The sequence below is a fragment of the Dyadobacter sp. HNCC25DJ186 genome, from assembly GCF_056895235.1.
The window spans coordinates 16,330-37,123 of the sequence record NZ_JBXHAS010000013.1 but is presented as its reverse complement, the minus strand read 5'-3'; the positions used below and the strand labels follow the sequence as shown (position 1 = coordinate 37,123).

General features: G+C 44.4%; 7 protein-coding genes. 4 read left to right on the top strand and 3 right to left on the bottom strand.

Annotated elements, in window-relative coordinates; translation table 11 throughout:
* Position 1: 1 nt before the first annotated feature.
* The 3 genes from AC1XUO_RS26085 to AC1XUO_RS26075 form a co-directional block, all read right to left on the bottom strand.
* Positions 2 to 3,820 (bottom strand): polysaccharide lyase family 8 super-sandwich domain-containing protein, encoded by a 3,819-nt coding sequence (locus AC1XUO_RS26085; RefSeq protein WP_483332778.1) that lies wholly within the window; start codon positions 3,818 to 3,820, stop codon positions 2 to 4.
* Between the two features lie 111 nt (positions 3,821 to 3,931).
* Positions 3,932 to 5,683 carry a RagB/SusD family nutrient uptake outer membrane protein gene (locus AC1XUO_RS26080; protein WP_483332777.1) on the bottom strand — a complete coding sequence of 584 codons (1,752 nt, stop codon included), beginning with the start codon at positions 5,681 to 5,683 and terminating at the stop codon, positions 3,932 to 3,934.
* A gap of 11 nt (positions 5,684 to 5,694) precedes the next feature.
* Entirely contained in the window at positions 5,695 to 9,078 is a 3,384-nt protein-coding gene (locus tag AC1XUO_RS26075) for a SusC/RagA family TonB-linked outer membrane protein (RefSeq protein ID WP_483332776.1), read from the bottom strand.
* A gap of 330 nt (positions 9,079 to 9,408) precedes the next feature.
* Between AC1XUO_RS26075 and AC1XUO_RS26070 the strand changes: the two genes are divergently transcribed.
* The 4 genes from AC1XUO_RS26070 to AC1XUO_RS26055 all read left to right on the top strand — a co-directional run bounded on the left by AC1XUO_RS26070 (position 9,409) and on the right by AC1XUO_RS26055 (position 20,657).
* Complete coding sequence (locus tag AC1XUO_RS26070) at positions 9,409 to 13,443, top strand: two-component regulator propeller domain-containing protein (protein WP_483332775.1); 4,035 nt, start codon at positions 9,409 to 9,411, stop codon at positions 13,441 to 13,443.
* 215 nt (positions 13,444 to 13,658) lie between these two features.
* Positions 13,659 to 14,018 (top strand): hypothetical protein, encoded by a 360-nt coding sequence (locus AC1XUO_RS26065; RefSeq protein ID WP_483332774.1) that lies wholly within the window; start codon positions 13,659 to 13,661, stop codon positions 14,016 to 14,018.
* A 269-nt stretch (positions 14,019 to 14,287) separates the two neighbouring features.
* On the top strand, positions 14,288 to 16,012 hold the full coding sequence (locus tag AC1XUO_RS26060) for a 7TM diverse intracellular signaling domain-containing protein (protein ID WP_483332773.1): 1,725 nt from the start codon (positions 14,288 to 14,290) through the stop codon (positions 16,010 to 16,012).
* Between the two features lie 178 nt (positions 16,013 to 16,190).
* On the top strand, positions 16,191 to 20,657 hold the full coding sequence (locus tag AC1XUO_RS26055) for a LamG-like jellyroll fold domain-containing protein (protein WP_483332772.1): 4,467 nt from the start codon (positions 16,191 to 16,193) through the stop codon (positions 20,655 to 20,657).
* The last annotated feature ends 137 nt before the right edge of the window (positions 20,658 to 20,794 follow it).

The following is a 20,794-nucleotide window of genomic DNA, read 5'->3' as shown; positions in this document are numbered from 1 at the left end:
ATTACTTAATTAATAAAAATTTGAAAATCTGCGGTCCGAGATTATCCTTTTTAATTTTTAGAAAGTATATCCCGGCGGGAAACTGTTCCAGATTAAAATCAGTTCGTACAGCTCTTGACTGCTGTTTTTCAGTTATAATATATCCTTCCTTATTAAAAATGGCCAAAGTCACTGTTCCCGAATAAGTCTCGTTGGCAAAGACGGTCAGCTTTCCGGAAGTAGGATTTGGACCTACTGAAAATACCTTGTCCGCCTTCGGCAGCGACAGCGTAATGATGGAAGAAAAAGTACTTGTCCCATCAAGGTCTACCTGCTTTAAGCGATAATAAAAAAGACTATTATCGGATGAAACAATCTCACGGTCTTCATAGGTATATTTGTTAACAGAACCCGTGGTTTTATGACCGGATATTTTTGCAATTGCCTCAAACGTTCTTGCGTTTTCGCTGCGTTCAACCTCAAAATAATCATTATTTTTCTCTGAGGCAGTTTCCCATGAAAGATTTATGGTACCTTGTCTTGTGTCACCTTTAAAATATACAAGCTCCACCGGAAGAGGCGTTGTAAAGGTTTCTCCTGCATATTCATAGATAATTTTAGGCCTCAAAATATCCGTCCCGAAATTGCGCGAACGGAAGGAGCTGTAAACATCGGTAGTTGCCGTTACTTTCAGCGTCAGAATACTATCAGACGGAATAGTGGCCATGGCGGTGGTGATGTCTAAATAAATATACCCTGCTGCTGCCTGGGATGTAGCACTGGAAATAATGTCGTCGGCTGCCGGTTTATTATTCCAATTAATACCGGTTTCAAACCAGGCGTCCGTATTGGTCGAATAGGTGTTTGCTGCTTTTGAAATATTCCAACCTGTTGTTATACCGTTTTCTAGGGCGTAAAGCCTGACTTTCGCATTGACGATGTTTTTGCGCAGACCATGCATATCAAATTTCAGGTAAACTTCCTGAACATCATCGGATTTGTTTCTGGCAACTACATAACCCTGCGCCCCGTAATTATTTGCCACGTTTCCGTTGCTTCTTACGTAGGAATCTGCAACAGCCAGTATCGAGTCCTTTTTAGCTTCTTCCTGAGCCTTCCCGTAAAGCCAAATTTGTGGCCGGTAGTCGGCGTTAGTATTTTCCCGTGCATTAAAAGCGCCATCAGTTTTACTGATAATCGCGGCATCAGCCGTGGTGGGCTCAGAGGCGATATGCACAGACAAAATTTTATCTGCTGCCAGTCTTCCAATTACTGCCGATGTGATATTCAGCTTTACCATACTACCCGCAGGTGTTCCGGTGATTTCGCCAAGTTTGGTCGTATGTGCTGGTTTGTTACTCCAATTGATTCCCGTTTCTGTCCACGTATTGTCTTCGACTAAATAAAATCCCCATTTCGTATTGGCAACAGCAGTATTGGCATTATTCACCCGTAACTGGATAATAGCACTGTCAAGATTAGCAGCAAAACTGTTCAGATCAAATTTGACAAATACTTCACGGTCATATCCTGCCGATTCTTTTTTAATGGTCAAAACTGCGTCTGTGCCATAGTTTGTAGTCGCAAATGCTGCTGTGCTGCCTGTCCCTCCGCTTCTGACAAATGCATCAGCTACGCTGGTTATTTTCAACAAGGGCTCCAACGGTATTTCATAAACGGGGTTTATATCTGAAATGGTGGCACTTATTGTGCTTCCTGCAATAGCACCCTGTGGCATAACGAATGTAGAGGCCCGTAATGCCGTGAACTGCGGGGTTTTAATCCCCAGATATATCTGAGCAGCACTTTGCGAAGGGTCAGCAACGTGGACAGTTACATCGGTGCCATTCACATTTTTTAGCATCAATACGCAAGGTTTATTCGCCTTGACTGTAACCTGATCAGCAGTAAACTCTCCTGCCTGATAAAATACAATCTGCCAGATTCCCAGACTATTATGACGCACTGCCTGTACGGTTGCCGTGTTTGATAAAATGCTGACGTTGCCTGTGTTGTAATTTTGCATTTCCGTAGCGGTCGTCTTTCCGGGCGTTACAATGTAGGCATAGGAAGCATTGACAGGAGCAGTTCCGTGTTTGAACCATAACTTAAATACATCGGCTGAAACCGAAGCAGCAGATCCTGTCGTATTGATAGATGACCAGCTTCCGGTCTGGGTTTGATTGCTTAATGAGATGTTGCCGTTTGCCGGAAAAAAGTAACCCACATTTCCCTGCAAAGCCCATTTTAAATTGCCGGTATAATCGTGAACTCCACTATTTAAAACGCTGACATTATTTGAGGCATCGGCTACGGTCACATCTGTTTTTAAAAGACATTGGTTAACGGTCGTGTTGATAGCCTGCGCCGCTAATGAATTTATACCGGCACCCAGACAAACCACTTCTTCATCAAAGTAAAACCATGATTTTTTTGCTGTTGTACCATAGTCACTCATGGCATAAGCACTGGCGCCATAGGTTCCGTCAGATACACCGCCAACGAATGGAACGGTACCGAAATTAACACCCCAAGAAGTTCTGACGGGATATGTTGTAATCTCCGGAACGGTGGTACCGGGGATTTTATTCCATTCCCAAACCGGAAAAATATTGTAATACTCATCTCCGTTTACACCTAGGTAGTTCACGCCTTCGGTCAGGTAATAACCTTTGATATTTTCCCCATTTCCCATTTCTGATTTTGCATTTCGGGAAGAAATGCTGCGCAGTCCAAACATGTATCCTGGGCGATGGTGAACCGTATAGTCTGTGCGCCAGTAGTGAATATGTTCCGGCGAAACATTGTAGGAAGGAGGCTGTAATTCCCGCATGCGCTGAATGGCGTTGTCATATTCGGTCGCGTGGGTCGGCAGGTCAAAGCCCTTCACTTTTTCCATGAGGGCCACATCCGCCTTACCGTTGTTGGCACGGCTTACACCGCGTCCGTACAAGTTAAAATCGGCATAGGCACCGCGGGATGGTTTGATAAAACCTTTTCTCACAAAATCTGAAAAAATGGCAAGCTTGTCAGCGGCGAAAGCATAGGAAGTCCCGGCAACATAAATGGCAATATTGCTAATGCCGGAAACATATTCTCTTCCATAACCGTACACATACAACTGTGGCCCGTGAGCTGTATAAGAATTGTCATTTTGGATACCTTCTCCCGTCGTCACGACAATTGAATTGGTGACTGTTGTTATCGTCTGGTTAAGTAATGTCTGGTTTTCGGTCAGGCAGGCACGCATGATGTAGTGCTGTGCTACATCCGTTAAATTGGAGCCGTCTTTTGCAGGAGAGGAAGTAATGGCAGTGCCTTTGGTCATCCAGGCAAGCATCTGGTTTTCCAGCGCAGTGGAAATGCCAGCCGGAGATTTTCGCAGACAAATCAGCGTGTTGCCAATATCTTTGGGCACACTGATCGAAAGGTAAAACCAGTTGGAACTGCCCGGTACGGGGCTTAACGTCAGCCAGTAATTCATGACACCTTCTATTTTTTCTTTCAGATCAGCATCGCCGTAGTATATGCTGGATGGCTTGGAATAGGCCTTTGCCAGTATCCCCATCCTCGTGAGATGGTTTCCCGGCGACCAATCCGTTTGGCTTGTAGAGGTATAATTAATATCCGGCCAGGCATAAGAAGTGTTTAAGGTGCTCAATAATGATGTTACCTGGGTATCAAGTGTAGCACCTCCCGTAGATTGGAAAGTATCAAAAATCCGGTTGGAAATGGTTGCGAAATCGTTAGGTGTCTGGCTATTGACTTTATGTACAAAAAGAAAGAAAATAATACCGACCAGCAAAAACAGTTGGATTGGGAATTTATATGTTTTCATCATTGTGTCGAAGTAGAATGTATACGTCTATTACTGTAATGAAGAAATAGTCAATAGGTTCAGAATAAACTTCGGGGAACAAACCAGGTTTGCTCCCCGAATCAATCGATACGATTAGTTAATCCATCCGCCGTTCTGCGTAAGCGTGGAGTTCATCTCCATTTCAGTTTGAGGAATTGGCCAGTTGTATATATAATCGCCTTTCCAGGAATAGGTTTGCACGTTCGCACCCCAGATCTGGCGCACACCTGCACCAGGATAAAACACTTTTTCTTTCCAGGATTTCCATCTTAATTCATCAAAAAAACTGATTCCTTCGTTGGGAAATTCTCTGCGCCTTTCATTTCTGATCGCTTCTCTCAATTCTGTCTGGCTGCTTACTGTGGTAGCGGTTGACGAATTCAGAAGTCCCACGCCGGCACGGGATCTGACCTGATTGACCAGCGCAACTGCTTCCGGACTAAAACTTTGCTCATTAAGCGCTTCCGCCCACATCAGAAGTACATCTGCATATCTGATAACGGGGAAGTCGGTAGGTCCGTAACTTCTGTTGAGAAGTTCGGAATTTCCTTCGTATACAAATTTGCGATGCAGGTAATAAAAAAAGCTCTGGGTGTCGGTACGCAGATCACCACCTGTGGCTGCCTCCGACCTGTATGGCCATCTCATCGTGACGATAGCGTTACTGGTCCCAAATACACCAGCATAAGTAGAATAAGGTGTAATTACATTATGACCCAGACGCGGATCTCTGTTGGCATATACTTTCAGTATTCGTTCCTCATTTCCCGAAGGAAGATATTTTGACATATCAGCTCCTCTGTTTTTTGCTGCGCTAATCTCATTCTCTGTAAGGTTATTTCTTAAAAAGAAAACTTCACGCTGAGCAGGAGTCATATTGGCGTAGCCTGGAATGATGTCATCCCAATTGAAATTACTTCCGTCTGCATTTTGATACAACGCTACCAGATCGGGGTGTATCAGATAAGTATTCCAATTGGAACCAAAGGACGAACGGGTACCGCAGAAAAATTGCGTGGTAGATCCCGAACCGGCAAGCCCGATATTCTGGATGGAAAATATCATCTCATCGCTTTGTTCGTTCGCAGCTTTGAAAAGCGCTTTGTAATCCGGGAAAAGTGTATATCCGGCGTTTTTAACTTTTGCAAAATCTTCGGCAGCCAAAGCCCATTTTTGTTGGTACAAATAGGTTTTGCCTCTTAAAGCGTATGCGGCACCTTTTGTAATATGTCCATATAAAGCGTTGCCTTTGGCATATTTATCGGGCAGGTTGGTTTCGTTGATACAATCTGTCAAATCATTTACTACTGCTTCCCAAATTTCCGCTTCGGTGGACCGGGCTCTTTTGGCATTGTCGGGCGTAATCGGTTCCAGAAAAAGAGGTACTCCTTTGAATAGCTGGTTGAGCCTCAGATAAAAATACGCACGAAGAAACTTGCATTCCGCCAGCAACCGGGCTTTTTTCTCGGGTAATGATGGAGACTTTTCAGGAATATTAACGATGGCATCATTTGCACGATTGATGCCGGCATAAAGCTGCCTGTAATTGTCGGAAAACATACTGCTGGATGGTGTAATGGTTCCCATTAAAAGTGCATCTGCGTCTCGTCCCTGCCCTCCTACTCCAAATCTGTCAAGTTGATACAGCTCATTTCCGGAAGCGGAAGAGGCGTTGATATTTAATCTGAGCGCCTGATAAACCCCGGTTACACCCAGGTCGGTGAGGTTGTCGGTTGTCCACATGGTCGCCGAACTTACCGCGTCGTAAGGAGCGGTGTCAAGCACATTTTCCTGGCAGGAAAAAAAAGAAGCTGCTGTGGTTAGTATGAATATTATTTTTTTCATGATAAAAGATTTTAGAACGTCAGGTTAATACCTAATGCGAATTGTTTAAGTGTTGGGTAATCCACGTTAGCGCCTATCTCAGGATCCATGCCGGGGTATTTGGTAAGAAGCAGCAGGTTTTCACCAGACAGATATATCCTGACCCGATTAATGGCTGCTTTGCCTGCAATGGATTGCGGGAGTGTGTAGCCTATCTGCAGGTTTTTCAGTTTTATATAACTCGCATCATGCAGCCAGTAAGTGCTGGAAACATTATTTTGCGCATCGGTCGTGTTTTTCAACCGAGGGCTTTTCCCATCAATGTTGTTGGCCGGATCGGATGGATTTGCCTCGTTGTAGTAATAGTGGTTGTTTGCCACATCGAGCGGTATGGAGAAACCATTCTGAACGATGGAATTATTGTAGCCCGTTACGTTCCACACATACTGGAAGCCCGTACTTGCAGACCAGAGCATCGATACATCAATTCCTTTCCAGGAAATATCGCCCCTCAGACCGAAGTTATACTTAGGCGTTCTGTTGGTCCCTGTAAACTGTTTGTCGTAGCTATTTCCATAGATACCATCCCCATTGTTGTCTGCATAGATCAGATCTCCATAATAAATCCTGGCTTTCCCAATACCTCCACCCGGCTGAAAACTATATCCGGCAGCCGTCATGGCTTCAAGCCATGCCATATCCTGTGTAGTCCGGATCATTCCGTCCTTAGGTCCACCGTTGATATTGACTGTTCCGTCTGTATTGGTGCCAGAGCCATTTCCACTGTACAATGTTTGAATGTGAAAGGCATCAATGGTGTGCCCTTCAAGTATTCTGTTGTCGCCGCCGGTGGATACATCACCCAGGTTGGATTTGTAGGTTCTGGTGCCGTTTACATCCGTCCAGCCCTCTGCAAGTTTCCCTTTAAACTTATCAATTCTGTTGTAGTTGTAGGCAAAATTACCCGTCAGTCCATAGCTGATCTGGCCTGCCTTACCCCTATATCCGAGCGTAAGTTCAATACCTTTGTTAAGTACGGCGGCAGTGTTTTGGGTTGGTGCCGTAGCGGTTCCCAACACCAGCTGAATAGGAGGCGTGGTGAGGATACCATCGGTGTATTTGCGATACAGGTCAATCTCGAAGTTAAGCGCACCTTTCAGCACAGCACCTTCCAGACCCAGCCCGGTAACCGTTGTACTTTCCCATTTAAGATTTTGATTCGCAAATTTTCCCTGCCAAAGGCCTGTTGCCGGTATTGCGTTAAATGAATAGCCAACGGTGTTGTATACTGCCTGGTAATCATAATTCCCACGGCTTAAATCAGCGTTCATATTGTTGTTACCCAATTTTCCCCAGGATGCTCTCAGTTTTAGATTTTGAATATGATTATTCAGGTTTTTCATGAAAGGCTCTTCCGACAAACGCCATCCGGCTGAAAAAGAAGGAAATATGCCCCAGCGATTGGAAGGTGCGAACTTCGAAGAACCGTCATAACGAAGATTGGCTTCCAATAAATACCGGTCTTTGTAGGCGTAGTTTACCCGACCAAAGAACGAGCGCATGGATCTGTCATATTCTGTTCCGCTGATAGCGGACATCGTTGTGCCTGAGCCCAGCGTAGTAATGTCATAGTCGACAAGACCAAGCATACTTGCGCCGGTGTTGTAATAGTTGAAATAATACTCATTATATCCGGCAATACCCCCGAATGCATGAGCGCCAATCTCTGCGTTGTAGCGTAGTACCAGATCGGTTGTCGTTGCATAATCCTTATTAAAGGAATAATTCGTGCTGAGCTTATCCGGCGTGGAGGCAAATGACTTAACAGTATTGGTGGCAAAGTTCCATCTGTCTATCGGATTTGTGTGGGAATTGGATTCCTGAAAGCGCGTCTGATAATTATAACGTGCTTCAATGGCGAGACCCTTAACCAGGTTCAAAGTGGTGTACAGCGTGGTATTAAATCGGCTTTGCTGATTGGAACCGCCTGTATCATTGAAATATGACAGGATGTTGTTGGCAGTGGCGGATTCTTCTGGTGCCTGAGCGAAACCATATCTGCCATCATAAAACGGAACTACTCCGGGAGTGGTTTGCCTAAGGAAATTAAACGCTGTTGAAGTATTGCCCATGTCATAAGACTGAATGGATGCATACGTCTGCGTACCAATGGTAATAAATTTATTGATTCTGGTTTCTAGATTAGCCCGAAGCTGGTAGCGTTTTGTTCCGGTATTGGGCATTGTTCCCGGGTTGTTAAGATATCCGGCAGAAAGCAGATAGGATGCTTTTTCTGTTCCTCCATTGACTGAGATGTTATGATTTTGAACAATGTTGTTCTCAAACACAGTATTCATCCAATCGGTGTTTGGATATGCAATTGAGTTCGGTACCCCGTTGGCAGTAACGCCATTCGGATCAGCCGCTGCTGCCTGCCACGCATCGAGCGTGCCTTGAGAAAACAGATTATTTTGACCCAGATTACGGTAACCTTCATTAATCAGGTTCATATGACGACTATAATCTGTTACCTGTTTGATCAGGTTGATCGGCTTGGCCACAGAAACCATGCCGGTATAGTTGACAGTCAGTTTGTTTTTAGAACCTTTTTTGGTGGTGATCAGCACAACCCCATTTCCCGCAAGTGATCCGTATATGGAAGCGGAAGCGGCATCTTTGAGAATCGACATGCTTTCCACGTCATTGGGATTGACTGCATCCATAGAGCTAATGATACCATCTACAATAATAAGCGGATCGTTATTATTCAGGGTTCCTGTACCACGTATCCGAATGGTAGCACCATCAGAACCGGGTTTACCGGATCCCTGCTGCACGCTTACACCCGGTGCAAGACCAGCCAGTGAAGAGGAAAGGTTGGTTACGGGCCGGTTTTCAATATCCTTCGCGGCAACAGCTGCCACCGAGCCAGTCATATTCACTTTTTTCTGTGTGCCATATCCGACAACCATTACTTCATTTAACGTACTCGTCGATGGCGCAAGGCTTACATCCAGGTTGGTTTGGTTACCCACTGGCAGTTCCTTTGAGTCGTAACCAACAAAACTGAATACAAGAAATTTGTCATTCCCATCTGTCAGGGATAATCTGAATTTTCCATCAGCGTCCGTTACGGTTCCCTGCTGTGATCCTTTTACAACCACACTCACTCCGGGTAGTGCTTCACCTTTTTCGTCTGTAACTTTGCCGGAAATTTCTGCTGCATTGCTGATGGCAAAAATCACATTTGAGGGGTGTGCCGCTTTAACGGGACCGCAGATAAATAGTAGGCCAACAATGGCAACAATCAGCCGCGTGCCTGCTGTTACATGTGCGGCAAGCTGTCCGTTGAGCAGGCTCGTTAACGGAGGGAGTTGCCGCAGGAGACCTTTTTTTTGATTGGTAGAATACTTCATTGAGATTTTGGGTTTTGAAAGTGGAATATTTTGTTTGATTTAGGAATAGTCAAACAAAATTCCGCAAATAGCCTGATCACACGGGGCGAAAATCCTGTTGGAATAGGGGTGATTTTCCGCGGAGACACAATTTCATCGCATTTTAGTGATAAATGGATGCTCCGTAGATTACAATTGAATCGACAAATATTTAAAATTGGAGATGGTGATTTTTAGTTTCTTTGCAACCCTATCTTTGTATCTTTTCTTGAAAACGAAAATATCCAAGTACCTATGAACCCGTTTTGTTTTTTATGCTTTCCACTAAAAACGAAACTGAGCATTTTGACGATGTTCATGTCGGTTCTGTGTCTTCGGATCAATGGTCTGGGGCAGCAGCTTGTTTTTAATAATCTCAGTTCTGAAAATGGTTTATCGCAAAATTCTGTGCTTGCGATTGCGCAGGACCGCAAAGGTTTTATATGGCTGGGCACGAGTTACGGCTTAAATAAATTCGATGGCCGGGGATTTAAAATTTACAAGAATGATCCGGGTAATATGGCTTCATTATCCGGAAACTATGTACTGTGCGCCCTAAACGATTCGAAGAATGAACTGTGGTTCGGGACAAGTTATGGCCTCAATAAGTACATGCCGGAGACGGATTCCTTCACTTCTTTTCTGGTGGCTGACTCTACGGAACAAAACAAGCTTAGCAGCAATATTATCAATTGCCTTTTTGAAGATAGCAGAGGTATTCTGTGGGTTGGGACAAACAAAGGCTTGAATCGGCTGAAAGATCGAAATAAATACACCTTTGAGTCATATCAAAACGGGCTCGCAGGAGCGGACGTTCGTACGATCTTCGAGGATTCGAAACATCAGTTATGGATCGGAACATCGGAAGGGCTGACTAAAATGGTATTTGAGAGTAAAGGAATCCGGTATTATAATTTCAAGAATGTTGCTTCTGATAAAGGCAGTCTGAGCGATAATTTTGTCACGGCAATAGCGGAGGACAAACAAAAAAATATCTGGATCGGCACAAAAAATGGCGGGCTTAATCGCTTCAATTTAACTCAGTCCAATTTTACGCGTTTTCAGCATCAAATAAATAAAAACAGTCTGATCCATAACAATATAAGAAGAATTTTTATTGATAAAAAGGGCAATTTGTGGATCGGGACGCTCGAAGGGTTGAGTATTCTGGATCCTGTAAACCTCACGTTTGAATCATATCAGCATGAGCCTGAAAACAGAACGAGTTTAAGCCAGAACTCACTATATGCAATTTTTCAGGATAAAAGTGGAAGTATCTGGCTAGGGACGTATTACAATGGCGTCAACGTCGTGTACTCGCATGAGACGCCGTTCAGGGTTTTTCGTACAGGAAAATCAAAATACAGTATCAACCATAATGTGGTGAGTTCGGTTACCCGTGATAAAAACGGCGACCTGCTGGTTGGGACTGAGGGAGGCGGATTCAATTATCTCGATGATAAAACGGGAATCGTTACAAATTTCAAGAGTGGACCCAGTGTTTCGGACGCCATTTCCTCCAATCTTGTCAAGGGCATTGCCCAGGATGATGACAAAAACCTGTGGATTGCGACGCACCTGGGTGGTTTGAATCGCTATGATCCTGTCAGTAAAAAATTCACTGTGTTCAGAAACAATCATGACGACAATTCTTCAATAAGCTCGGACAATGTGAGCGCCGTTATGGAAGATAGCCGTGGGCGTATCTGGGTGGGTACAGATCAGAATGGAGTGGATTTGCTGGACAGAAGAACCGGTAAGTTTCACCATTTTAATATTAAAACCAGAAATCCATTCAAGCTCAGCGGGAATTTTATCCGTAATTTTTACGAAGATTCTAAGGGGAATATATGGATTGGTACAACAGAAGGGCTCAACATGCTCACTGCCGATTCCACAAAAATCGTCTGGATGGATTCCAAAATTAAAACTTCAAAAAACAGGTTTCCAAAAATCATCAACTGTGTCATAGAGGACGCCTTGGGTATCATTTGGATTGGAGCTTATTACGGTGGACTGACACGTTTTGACAGAAAAGCGAACACTTTTGTAACCTATAAGCAAAAAGATGGCCTTCCCAACGACAACGTACTCGGTATTCTGGATGATGATAAGGGAAACCTGTGGCTGAGCACTTCGGACGGTTTGTCAAGGTTTGACATCAAAAAGAAGAATTTTAAAAACTATACAGTATCAGACGGCTTGCCTGGAAATGAATTTACGGCCAACACGTTTTACAAAGATAAAACAGGTGAAATGTTTTTTGGTGGACTCAACGGTCTGGTCAGCTTTTTCCCAAATGAAATTCAGACCAACGAATTTGTTGTGCCGGTAGTGCTTACATCTCTTAAACTTTTTAATAAACCGGTCGCCATTGGCGCTGACGATGGTCTCCTTGAAAAGGATATAAGCCTAACGAAAGAGATAACTTTTTCCCATGACCAGAATATTTTCACCATTGATTTTGCCCTGCTTAATTACATCAAACCGGATAAAAATAGGTACGCCTATCAGTTGGAAGGATTTGAAAAAGACTGGAATTATGTACGCACTTCTTCGGCAACTTACACTAACCTGCCATCGGGGACTTATACCTTCCTGGTGAAGGGTGCTAATAACGACGGGGTGTGGAGTACGGAACCTGCACGTTTAGTCATTCACGTTTTACCGCCGATCTGGAAAACCTGGTGGGCCTATTGTTTGTACTTTATCGCCATCACATCAGTGATTTTGTTTGTGACGCGTTATTTCTATCTCAGTGCATTGTTCCGCCGGGAGCACGAGTTGCATCAGATCAAACTTGACTTTTTTACCAATGTTTCCCATGAAATCAGGACACACCTAACGCTGATACAGGGCCCTGTTGAAAAATTGATCATGGCGAAAAAAGAAGATTCACTCATTCAGTCACATCTGGTTCAGGTAAGAAAAAATGCAGACAGGCTGCTCAAACTGGTCAGTGAGCTTATGGATTTCCGAAAGGCAGAAACCAATCATCTCAAATTACAGGTTACTCAAAACGATATCATTCCGTTTCTGAAAGATATATTTGGCGATTTTAGCTTTCCCTCGGAATACCGGGAGATTGAGTCTGCCTTTGAAAGCAATGCAGAAAAAATTGATATTTATTTTGATGTCGAACAAATGGAGAAAGTTTTTTTCAACATTCTGAGCAATGCTTACAAGTTCACACAGGATGGCGGAAAGATTGAAATGCTTGTTGAGGAAAAGGAAAATTCTGTGGACATCAGGGTTGTGGATAACGGCAAGGGCATAGCACCTCAGTATCTGAACAAGCTTTTTGTTAATTTTTCCCAGGTTTACGATCACGGGAATCAGAATACCGGTTACGGCATCGGTCTTGCTTTGTCAAAAAGCATTGTTGAGCTGCATCAGGGAAGCTTGACTGTGGAAAGTAGACCAGCTCAAAATAACATAACGGGCAGGACATGTTTTACCATAACGCTGTTAAAGGGAAATGTGCATTTTGCTCCGGAGCAGTTAAGGACGGACAAGGTTTTGCAGGAAAGCAGAGAAATTTCATTAGTAGATGAAGTTACTGAAAACAAGATAATTCAAATAACGCCGGGAGAGAAACTGACCGTTTTGCTTGTTGAGGATAATGCTGAGGTCAGGACATTTTTAGCCGAGTCTTTGTGTGGAACGTATGAAGTTTTTCAGGCAGAAAATGGAGAACAGGGCTGGGACTTTGCCACTGAACTGATCCCGGATCTGATCATCAGTGACGTAATGATGGCGGAAATGGATGGGCTTATGCTATGCAAAAAACTAAAAACGGATGAAAGGACCAGTCACATTCCGGTGGTATTGCTTACTGCCAAAGCTTCTGTCAGTCATCAGGTTAGCGGCCTGAAAACCGGGGCGGACGCTTATGTTTCAAAACCTTTCAGTTTACGGGTCTTGGAACTGAGTCTCAGAAATTTACTTACGGCGCGTGAACTAATGAGGCAGAAATACAGCCGTCAAGTCACACTGGAGCCTAAAAATATCCCGATCAACACCGTTGATGAACAGTTTATAAACAAGATTATACAGATCACCGAAGAGCTCATGGACAATCCAGAATTTGGCGTTGCCATGCTTTCGGAAAAAATTGGTATGAGTCAGTCGGTGCTCTATAAAAAACTCAAGGCCGTTACTGATATGTCGGTCAATGACTTTTTAAAGTCTATTAGGCTGAAAAAAGCAGCTCAGCTTCTGCAACAGCATAATATGACAATTTATGAGGTAGCTTATGCAGTCGGCTACGATGACAGAAAATATTTCAGTAAGGAGTTTAAAAAACATTTTGGAAAAACGCCAAGTGAATATTCGGTTGTAGATTAAGCGAAGTTTGTTTAAAATTCAGCTTCAATTTTTTGACATAATTAAACAAGACATTAATGTTCCTATCACAAAGGATCATCTTGATATTTTGTCATAATTATTTCCAGAGACGAAGGGATTCGTACCTGACTTGTAAGTGATTAATTTCAAATACTTACAAAGCAAAAAACCTTGAACTCTATGATTTACGCACTGAATAATTTTCCACCTTGAAAATGACTCTCGTGGAAGTAGAGGGCTTAGAACCTATCTCACAATACACTCATAATAAGGCAATTAAAAATAAACAATTGCCAAACTCCACGATTTACGCTTTTATACGAATAAAAAACTCCTGTTTAAACATGCTTGATTTTCTTGCAAACAATTCTTTAAACCTCACCAATAATTCCAGCTTTGCAAGCAGCCCGGGTATCAAGTTGCGACTTGGTGGCAGCAATCAGTCCCTGAACGGTAGCGCTCCTATCTCTGTGAGAAGAGAATTCTCGGTAATTCCAAATATTTCGGAAAGCTCGATAGCACTCTTTCCAGAAATCATCATCTTAACTGATTCTTGCTTAAAATCAGATTCCTAGTTCTTAGAGTCTTTCCTTTTTGTTATTATCAATTTTGCATTATGTTTTACAAAAATGTGTGCCGCTTTTGCGAGCTATCTCAATTCGCAATGGCGTATTTTACTGCTAGATCTGACTTTTTTTGACCGTGAATAGTTTTACAAAAAAAGACATAGGTAGTTTAACTTTTTAACCATTTACAATAATTACTTTTATACTGAAGATAAAAGTTTTTGTGCGTGGGCAGATTAGTTTTGTGTTTAGTTTTGTTCTTATTTCTGTGCAGGGCAATGTGCCAGCCCGTACTAACTTTAGCTCATGAAAACGGGAAAGCGCTGCCCGTGGAGCTCGGTATTTTACCAGACCGAGGATACATCGTTGAAAAGCTTTCCCACGACACGACCATCAGGTTTCAGCAATGCCCGGATTCAATAGCAGTCGGCAACATTTACTGGCTGAAAATAACGGCTAAAAACCCGCACTGGGCGCCTCAAAATTACGTTCTGAGGGTTTCCCCGCAACTTAAAAATATTCTTTACTACTTTGACCCCGACCAGAACAAGTGGCTCGAAAGCCGCAAAGACGCACTGAACAATACCGGATCAAGATTACTAGGCAGGCATCCGGTCAGCTTCCCAGGACAAAGAACTACTACCATTTTTGTTAAAATCGACTTGACAGGTTTCGGGCATGAGGGCCATAAATTGAAACTGATTGTCTCGTTTCAGCCGGAAAAAGCAGCCACCGCGCACGAGCAGAATATCCGCATTGCCTGGGTTTGCTGCCTGGTTGTACTACTTATTTTCATACTCAATTACATCTACCTGTATTTTACTTTCCGCGACAGAACCGTCTTGTATTACTTGATCACGCAGCTTGGCGGTATCATTTATATTACATGTTACAGATGGATTTTTGTGCCAGTTTTACCGATCCGGGTTTTTAATATTGATGTGCATGAAATCATCACCTATTACGATCTGAATAGGATCATTATTCATTTGGCGGTTGTGCTCACGTTGTCCGGATTTACAGGTATTACACGCATGTTCTTGAATACCAAAAACACACTTCCCCTGCTCGACAGGATTCTGCGAAGAAGTATCGGCATTTATGCCATTCTGATAATCTGTATCATGATCATCAACCTGACGGGTTATAGTATGGAACATTATACTTTGCCGTTCGCCAATTTATTCTGCATCATTATCATTCTACTGATTTTGATGACCGGCACCGAAGCCTACCGCCGAAAGCTACCATATGCCAGGCCATTTATGCTTGCGAATGGAATTCCGCTTCTGTTTATGCTGGCCATTCCACTTTCCCACCTAATAATTTCCTTGACGAATGAAGAAAATCTCTGGATCCCAGAACTGGTGGTGCTGACCCAAACACTGGCCCTGTCCATTGCACTGGTAGCGCGGACCAGGGCCGTACAAGGTGCATTGTTGGCTGCTGAGATCGACAATCAGAAACTGGAATTCAACCTCAAAGAGGTGGATTACCTGGTTCAGGTCAACCAGCTGGAGATCGCCAAAGTGAATGCTGACATCAACTCTGAAAAAATCAAAAATGAACTTTTGAAGGAGCGATTGGAGACAAACCAGCGCGAACTGGCGACTTCTACCCTGCATATGGTCCAAAAGAACGAACTGCTGAATTACCTGAAATCCCAGATGCAACTACTCAGCAAGCCTAACCCCGGCACAGCGCAAGGCATGCGCGCAATGAGCACGCTCATCGACAGAAGTTCGCACTTCGACACGGATTGGCAAAAATTTAAGATGCATTTTGACCAGATCCATCCGCATTTTTTTGAAGAACTGAAAACCAACCATCCGCAGCTTACCACGAAGGAAACAAGGCTGTACGCCTACCTCCATATGAATTTATCGCACAAAGAAATAGCTACGTTGCTCAACATAGACCCGGCCAGTGTCCGCCGGTCCAAGACCAGGCTGTTAAAAAAAATGGCTATCCCCGAAACGGAGCAGGCGGACCACACTCAGTAGCCGAGACGGAAACTTCACTTTTTATCAAAATTTATCTTTCTGTATTTCAGAATATTACACAAACTGTCTACGCTTTGTCTACGCTCTGTTTTTGGTCAGAGAAAATTTAATTTACTGATTTGAACCTGCTTCGCTCCTGCAAAGTATTTCTGTTCATATTAACATCAAATAACCCTATATGCCCCAACTCTACGCACCAGGTTCAGTCTGTATTAAAATCCTGTTCACCTTTATTTCAGCGCTCTTGCTTCACGTCAGTGGGCTCGCGGCAAATACAGATTCACTTAGTACCATCGCATTATCTGCCGGCAGTCGCGCAAATAAAACTGACGAAGCCGCGTGTCCCAGAAGAATCCAGATACCGTCGGCCTATTTTGAACTTTGTAACGGAAGTTCAAAAACCCTTGAGGCGTCAAGTCAAAGCGGTGCAGTCTCATTCAGTTGGACCGGTACTGAACCCGGCTTCGGCACTCCAACCACGCAATCTGTCACGGTTACCCCTTCCGTCGGACGCTGGGAGCATTATGTTAAAGGATTTGATGCGGATGGTTGTGAGGTTACCATGCAGCAAATCAGCGTTGAGGTAGCCGAAAAAAAGGTTTTAAAGGTTACCTCAAGTTTTAATAATCAATGCCCGGGTTCGCAGAATTATATCAGAGCTTCGGGTGGTTTTCGGAATTACTATTGTAATGGTGTTGAGTTTTTTAACGGGGCTTTACCAGTCAAACCCGAAACTACAACGACCTACGAGATAACCGCAACCGAATATCTCGGCTGTACTGCCGCAGTTTCTGTCACGGTCGATGTTACACCTAATCCGGTTATTGCTGTGACTACCGATAGTCCGACCTTCTCATGCCAAGGCGAATCCATCGACATTGGTATCACTGGCGGTGTGAGATATTCATGGTACGATCCGTTCGGTCGGTCTCATGAGTTCATCAACAACGAGATCGTCCGTGTGACACCAATCGGACCGATAACTTATCAACTCACGGGGTGGAATGAATTTGGGTGCAGTAGCACCGTGGATGTCCCTATTACCGTTAAAGAGCTTCCAACTGTTACGATCAACGCTCCGGATGAGGCTTGTGCTGATTCTCCATTTGAACTTTCGGCGGAAGGCGCAGTGAGCTACGCCTGGGAAGCAGGTGACGGTTTGAGCGAAACCACTGGCTACCTGATTAGCGCAACGCCCACAGATCCGGATGGAGATCGCGAATCTGTTTATACCGTTACGGGTACTGATGCCTTCGGATGTACCAACACGGCATCGGAGTGGGTGGCTATCCAGCGACATGAACTGAGGATGGTGGTTTATTCAAATTCAGCGGAGATCTGCCCGGGTACGAGTATTTCGTTGCAGGCTTTACAAGGTTATTCAACGACTTTTACCTGGGATAATGGAATCACCGACACTGATAATTCGGCGACTGTGTCCCCATTGGTTACCACCACCTACACGGTTACCAACATTTCGCCAATCGGCTGCGTCGGCCGCGCTTCCCATACCGTTGTCGTCGACAAATCGGTAATCACCTTATTTGCATCCTCAACAGAATTTTGTGAAGGTGCAACCTCAACACTGACCGCCGAAGGTGCCATACAATACACATGGAGCGGTCCGTCGATCAGTTCGCGAAGTGGCAGCAGCATAACGACCACACCGTCACAGACAGCCGAATACACCGTTACCGGAAGAAATGAGCGGGGTTGTAATCTCACATCAAGCATTATACTCAAAGTAAACCATCCTGCCATCACCGTGAATACCTCCGATCCGGACGTTTGCGCCGGCGAAAATGTGACGCTTACGGCAGGCGGAGGTACCAGTTACATTTGGGATTCGAATCAAACGCTTAGTGCGGATAATGGCGAAGTTGTCATCGCCACGCCGTTAAGTACGACCACCTATCGTGTAACGGGTACCGATGCCAACGGATGCTCGCAAAGCCAATCGGTAACTGTGAATGCGCAAAGCCCGACCCTGCTGCTGACGGGTTCAAATAGCATTTGTATCGGCAACAATACCAACATAACAGCCAGTGGCGCTGACAGTTATATCTGGGAGTCCAATTCGACTCTTGATAAACTGACAGGTTCGACGGTCACCGCTACGCCTTTGACCAATACCGTTTATTCCGTCACCGGAACGGATGTAAATGGATGTGTTGCAGAAAGATCTTTCGCCGTAGTTGTAAATGCCCTGCCTAGGATTGGGCTGAGTGCTACACCTGAACAGGTTTGCGCGGGAGGTTTTACGACTCTTAGTGCAACCGGCGCAAGTAGCTACAAATGGGATGCTTCCAGTGAATTAAGCTCGACCAGCGGATCAAACGTGGTGGCGACGCCTGTGACTTCCGCCGTTTACCGGGTAGTGGGCACGGACGCAAACGGATGCGTAGCCAGCAATAATATAGAAATTACCGTAAACCTTCCTCCCGTTTTCACAGTCAGCACCAACAACGATATGATCTGCTCCGGAGCCAGCACAACGCTCTCTGCCCGCGGAACTACATTTTACGATTGGTCCCCGAGTGACGGATTAAATACCAATTCGGGACCTGACGTAATCGCAAGTCCAAGCCAGACGACTACTTACAGCGTCACAACCTACGACGGCAGTGGCTGCAGGAACACGAAAACCATTGTGGTGAATGTAATACAAACTCCTAAACCTAAGATCACAGCAGATGGCCCGACGGAACTTTGCTTTGGAAGTACCGTACTGCTCACCGCCAATGGTCTGTTAAGCAGTCCTGCTGTGTATTTCGATGGAAATGATGCTCAGATGGATTTTAACCGACAAATATCCGAAGATTTCACGATCGAATACTGGTTGAAAACTACCGACAGAGGGAATGAAGGATCGCAATGGTTTAATGGAAAAGGCATCGTCGACGGAGATGTGGGCGGCGTCAACATGGACTTTGGCACCAGCCTACTTGGATCAAAACTGGCCTTTGGAATAGGCGGTGGTTATACCAATGCGGATCACACCATTCAATCGACGAGTGATATTAATACCGGCGTTTGGAACCACATTGCTGTTACCCGGTCCATGTCAGCCAAGATTGTTAGAATTTTCATCAATGGAGTTGAAGAAGCTGTCGCTATCGGGAACAATCCCTATGCACTGGGCACCCCGACTTTTCTCCGGGTCGCAGGCATGGCCTCCGGAGGTGGCGGTTTACGGGCCAGTATTGATGAATTGAGAATCTGGAACCGCGAGAGAACCGGAACGGAAATCCGGGATGATATGGATAAAGTACTTCCTGAAGGCACTCCTTCTCTGGTAAACTATTTTCGATTCGAAGAAGGACAAGGTGACTGGACCGTTAATCAGGCGGACCAAAATCAGGAAGCCCGGTTTTCTAAAAACATCAACTGGACGACAAGGACTTCGCCTAAACCTGCTGACGCCAACAATACGTATTCATGGAATTCCGGTCAAAACAGTTCTGACATTGTTGCTGGCGAAGGAGAATATGTTGTGTATGTAACTGACGTACAAGGCTGTTCTAATTATTCTGATCCGGTCCGCATTTCGTTTTCCGGCTCCGTCCCCACAAGCGGTCTGACTACGGTAACCTCGGAAATTGCCAGAAATGAAAGCGAATACATTGTAACCTCTGACTGCGAGCTGATCGCCAGGCTTGAATCAGTTGGTGAGGAGTCGCCAGTGGCAGGAACAGTACACGGCAAGGTGTGGATTGAAACTGAGCAGCCTGCGAACTATATCAAACGCCATTATGAAATTACGCCTGGAACGAATGCTTCCGGTGCGACGGGACGGCTTACGTTATATTTCACCCAGCAGGACTTTGACGATTACAATGCCGAAAAGAGTGTAAAATTCCCTACCTGGCACGGTGACGAAATGAACTACGGCAATGTGTACATCGATAAGATCGGTGGTGTTTCCAGTGACGGGACCGGCCGCCCATCGAGTTATTCGGGAACAACTATGACAATCGACCGTAATGAACTTATTGTCAGGTGGAATCCCACAACGGAGCTGTGGGAAGTGAATTTTGAAGTAAATGGATTCAGCGGATTTTTCCTCAAATCACAAAATACACCTTTGCCTGTCAAACTGGTATCATTTTCAGGCAAAAGAACGGATGCTAAAAAAGCATTGCTTACCTGGACCACCACTGATGAGCAAGACTTCGCAGGTTTTGAAATACAAAAAAGTGTTGACGCAAAATCCTTCGAAAAGATTGGCGATGTATTAACTAAAAGCCTGAAAGACAGCTATCTGACTAGTTATAGTTTTGTTGATAAATATGCTGCTGAATCTGTGGGATATTACAGACTTAAATTGATCGATAACGATGGAAAATTCAGTTACTCCAAAATCATATCGCTGAATGGTGAAAACGAAGCGGGTTTTGTAGGCGAATTTTACCCTAATCCTGTGGTTGCAGAAAAAGTGTATGTAGATGTACTTTCGGCCACCGCCGGAACATATCGGGTGTCAGTCATCGACATTCTGGGTATTGAGAGAGCGATTATGGATGTGAAAGTGCTTTCCGGACAAACCAAAGTTCAAATCAATACTTCTGATCTTCGCAATGGTGTTAACATTGTCAGATTCAAACAGGATAACAGGGAATTTGTAAGAAAGCTGATCAGACCGTAACGATCCGGAAGAAGGTGCATGGCCTTTTCAATCTATGGTTAAGACATTCATTGGTATTTGCATACGAATGAATGTCTTTTTCCCTTTATTGAGTTTCGCTTTTAAAGATGCCGGCTGTTCCTGGAAAACTTATAGCC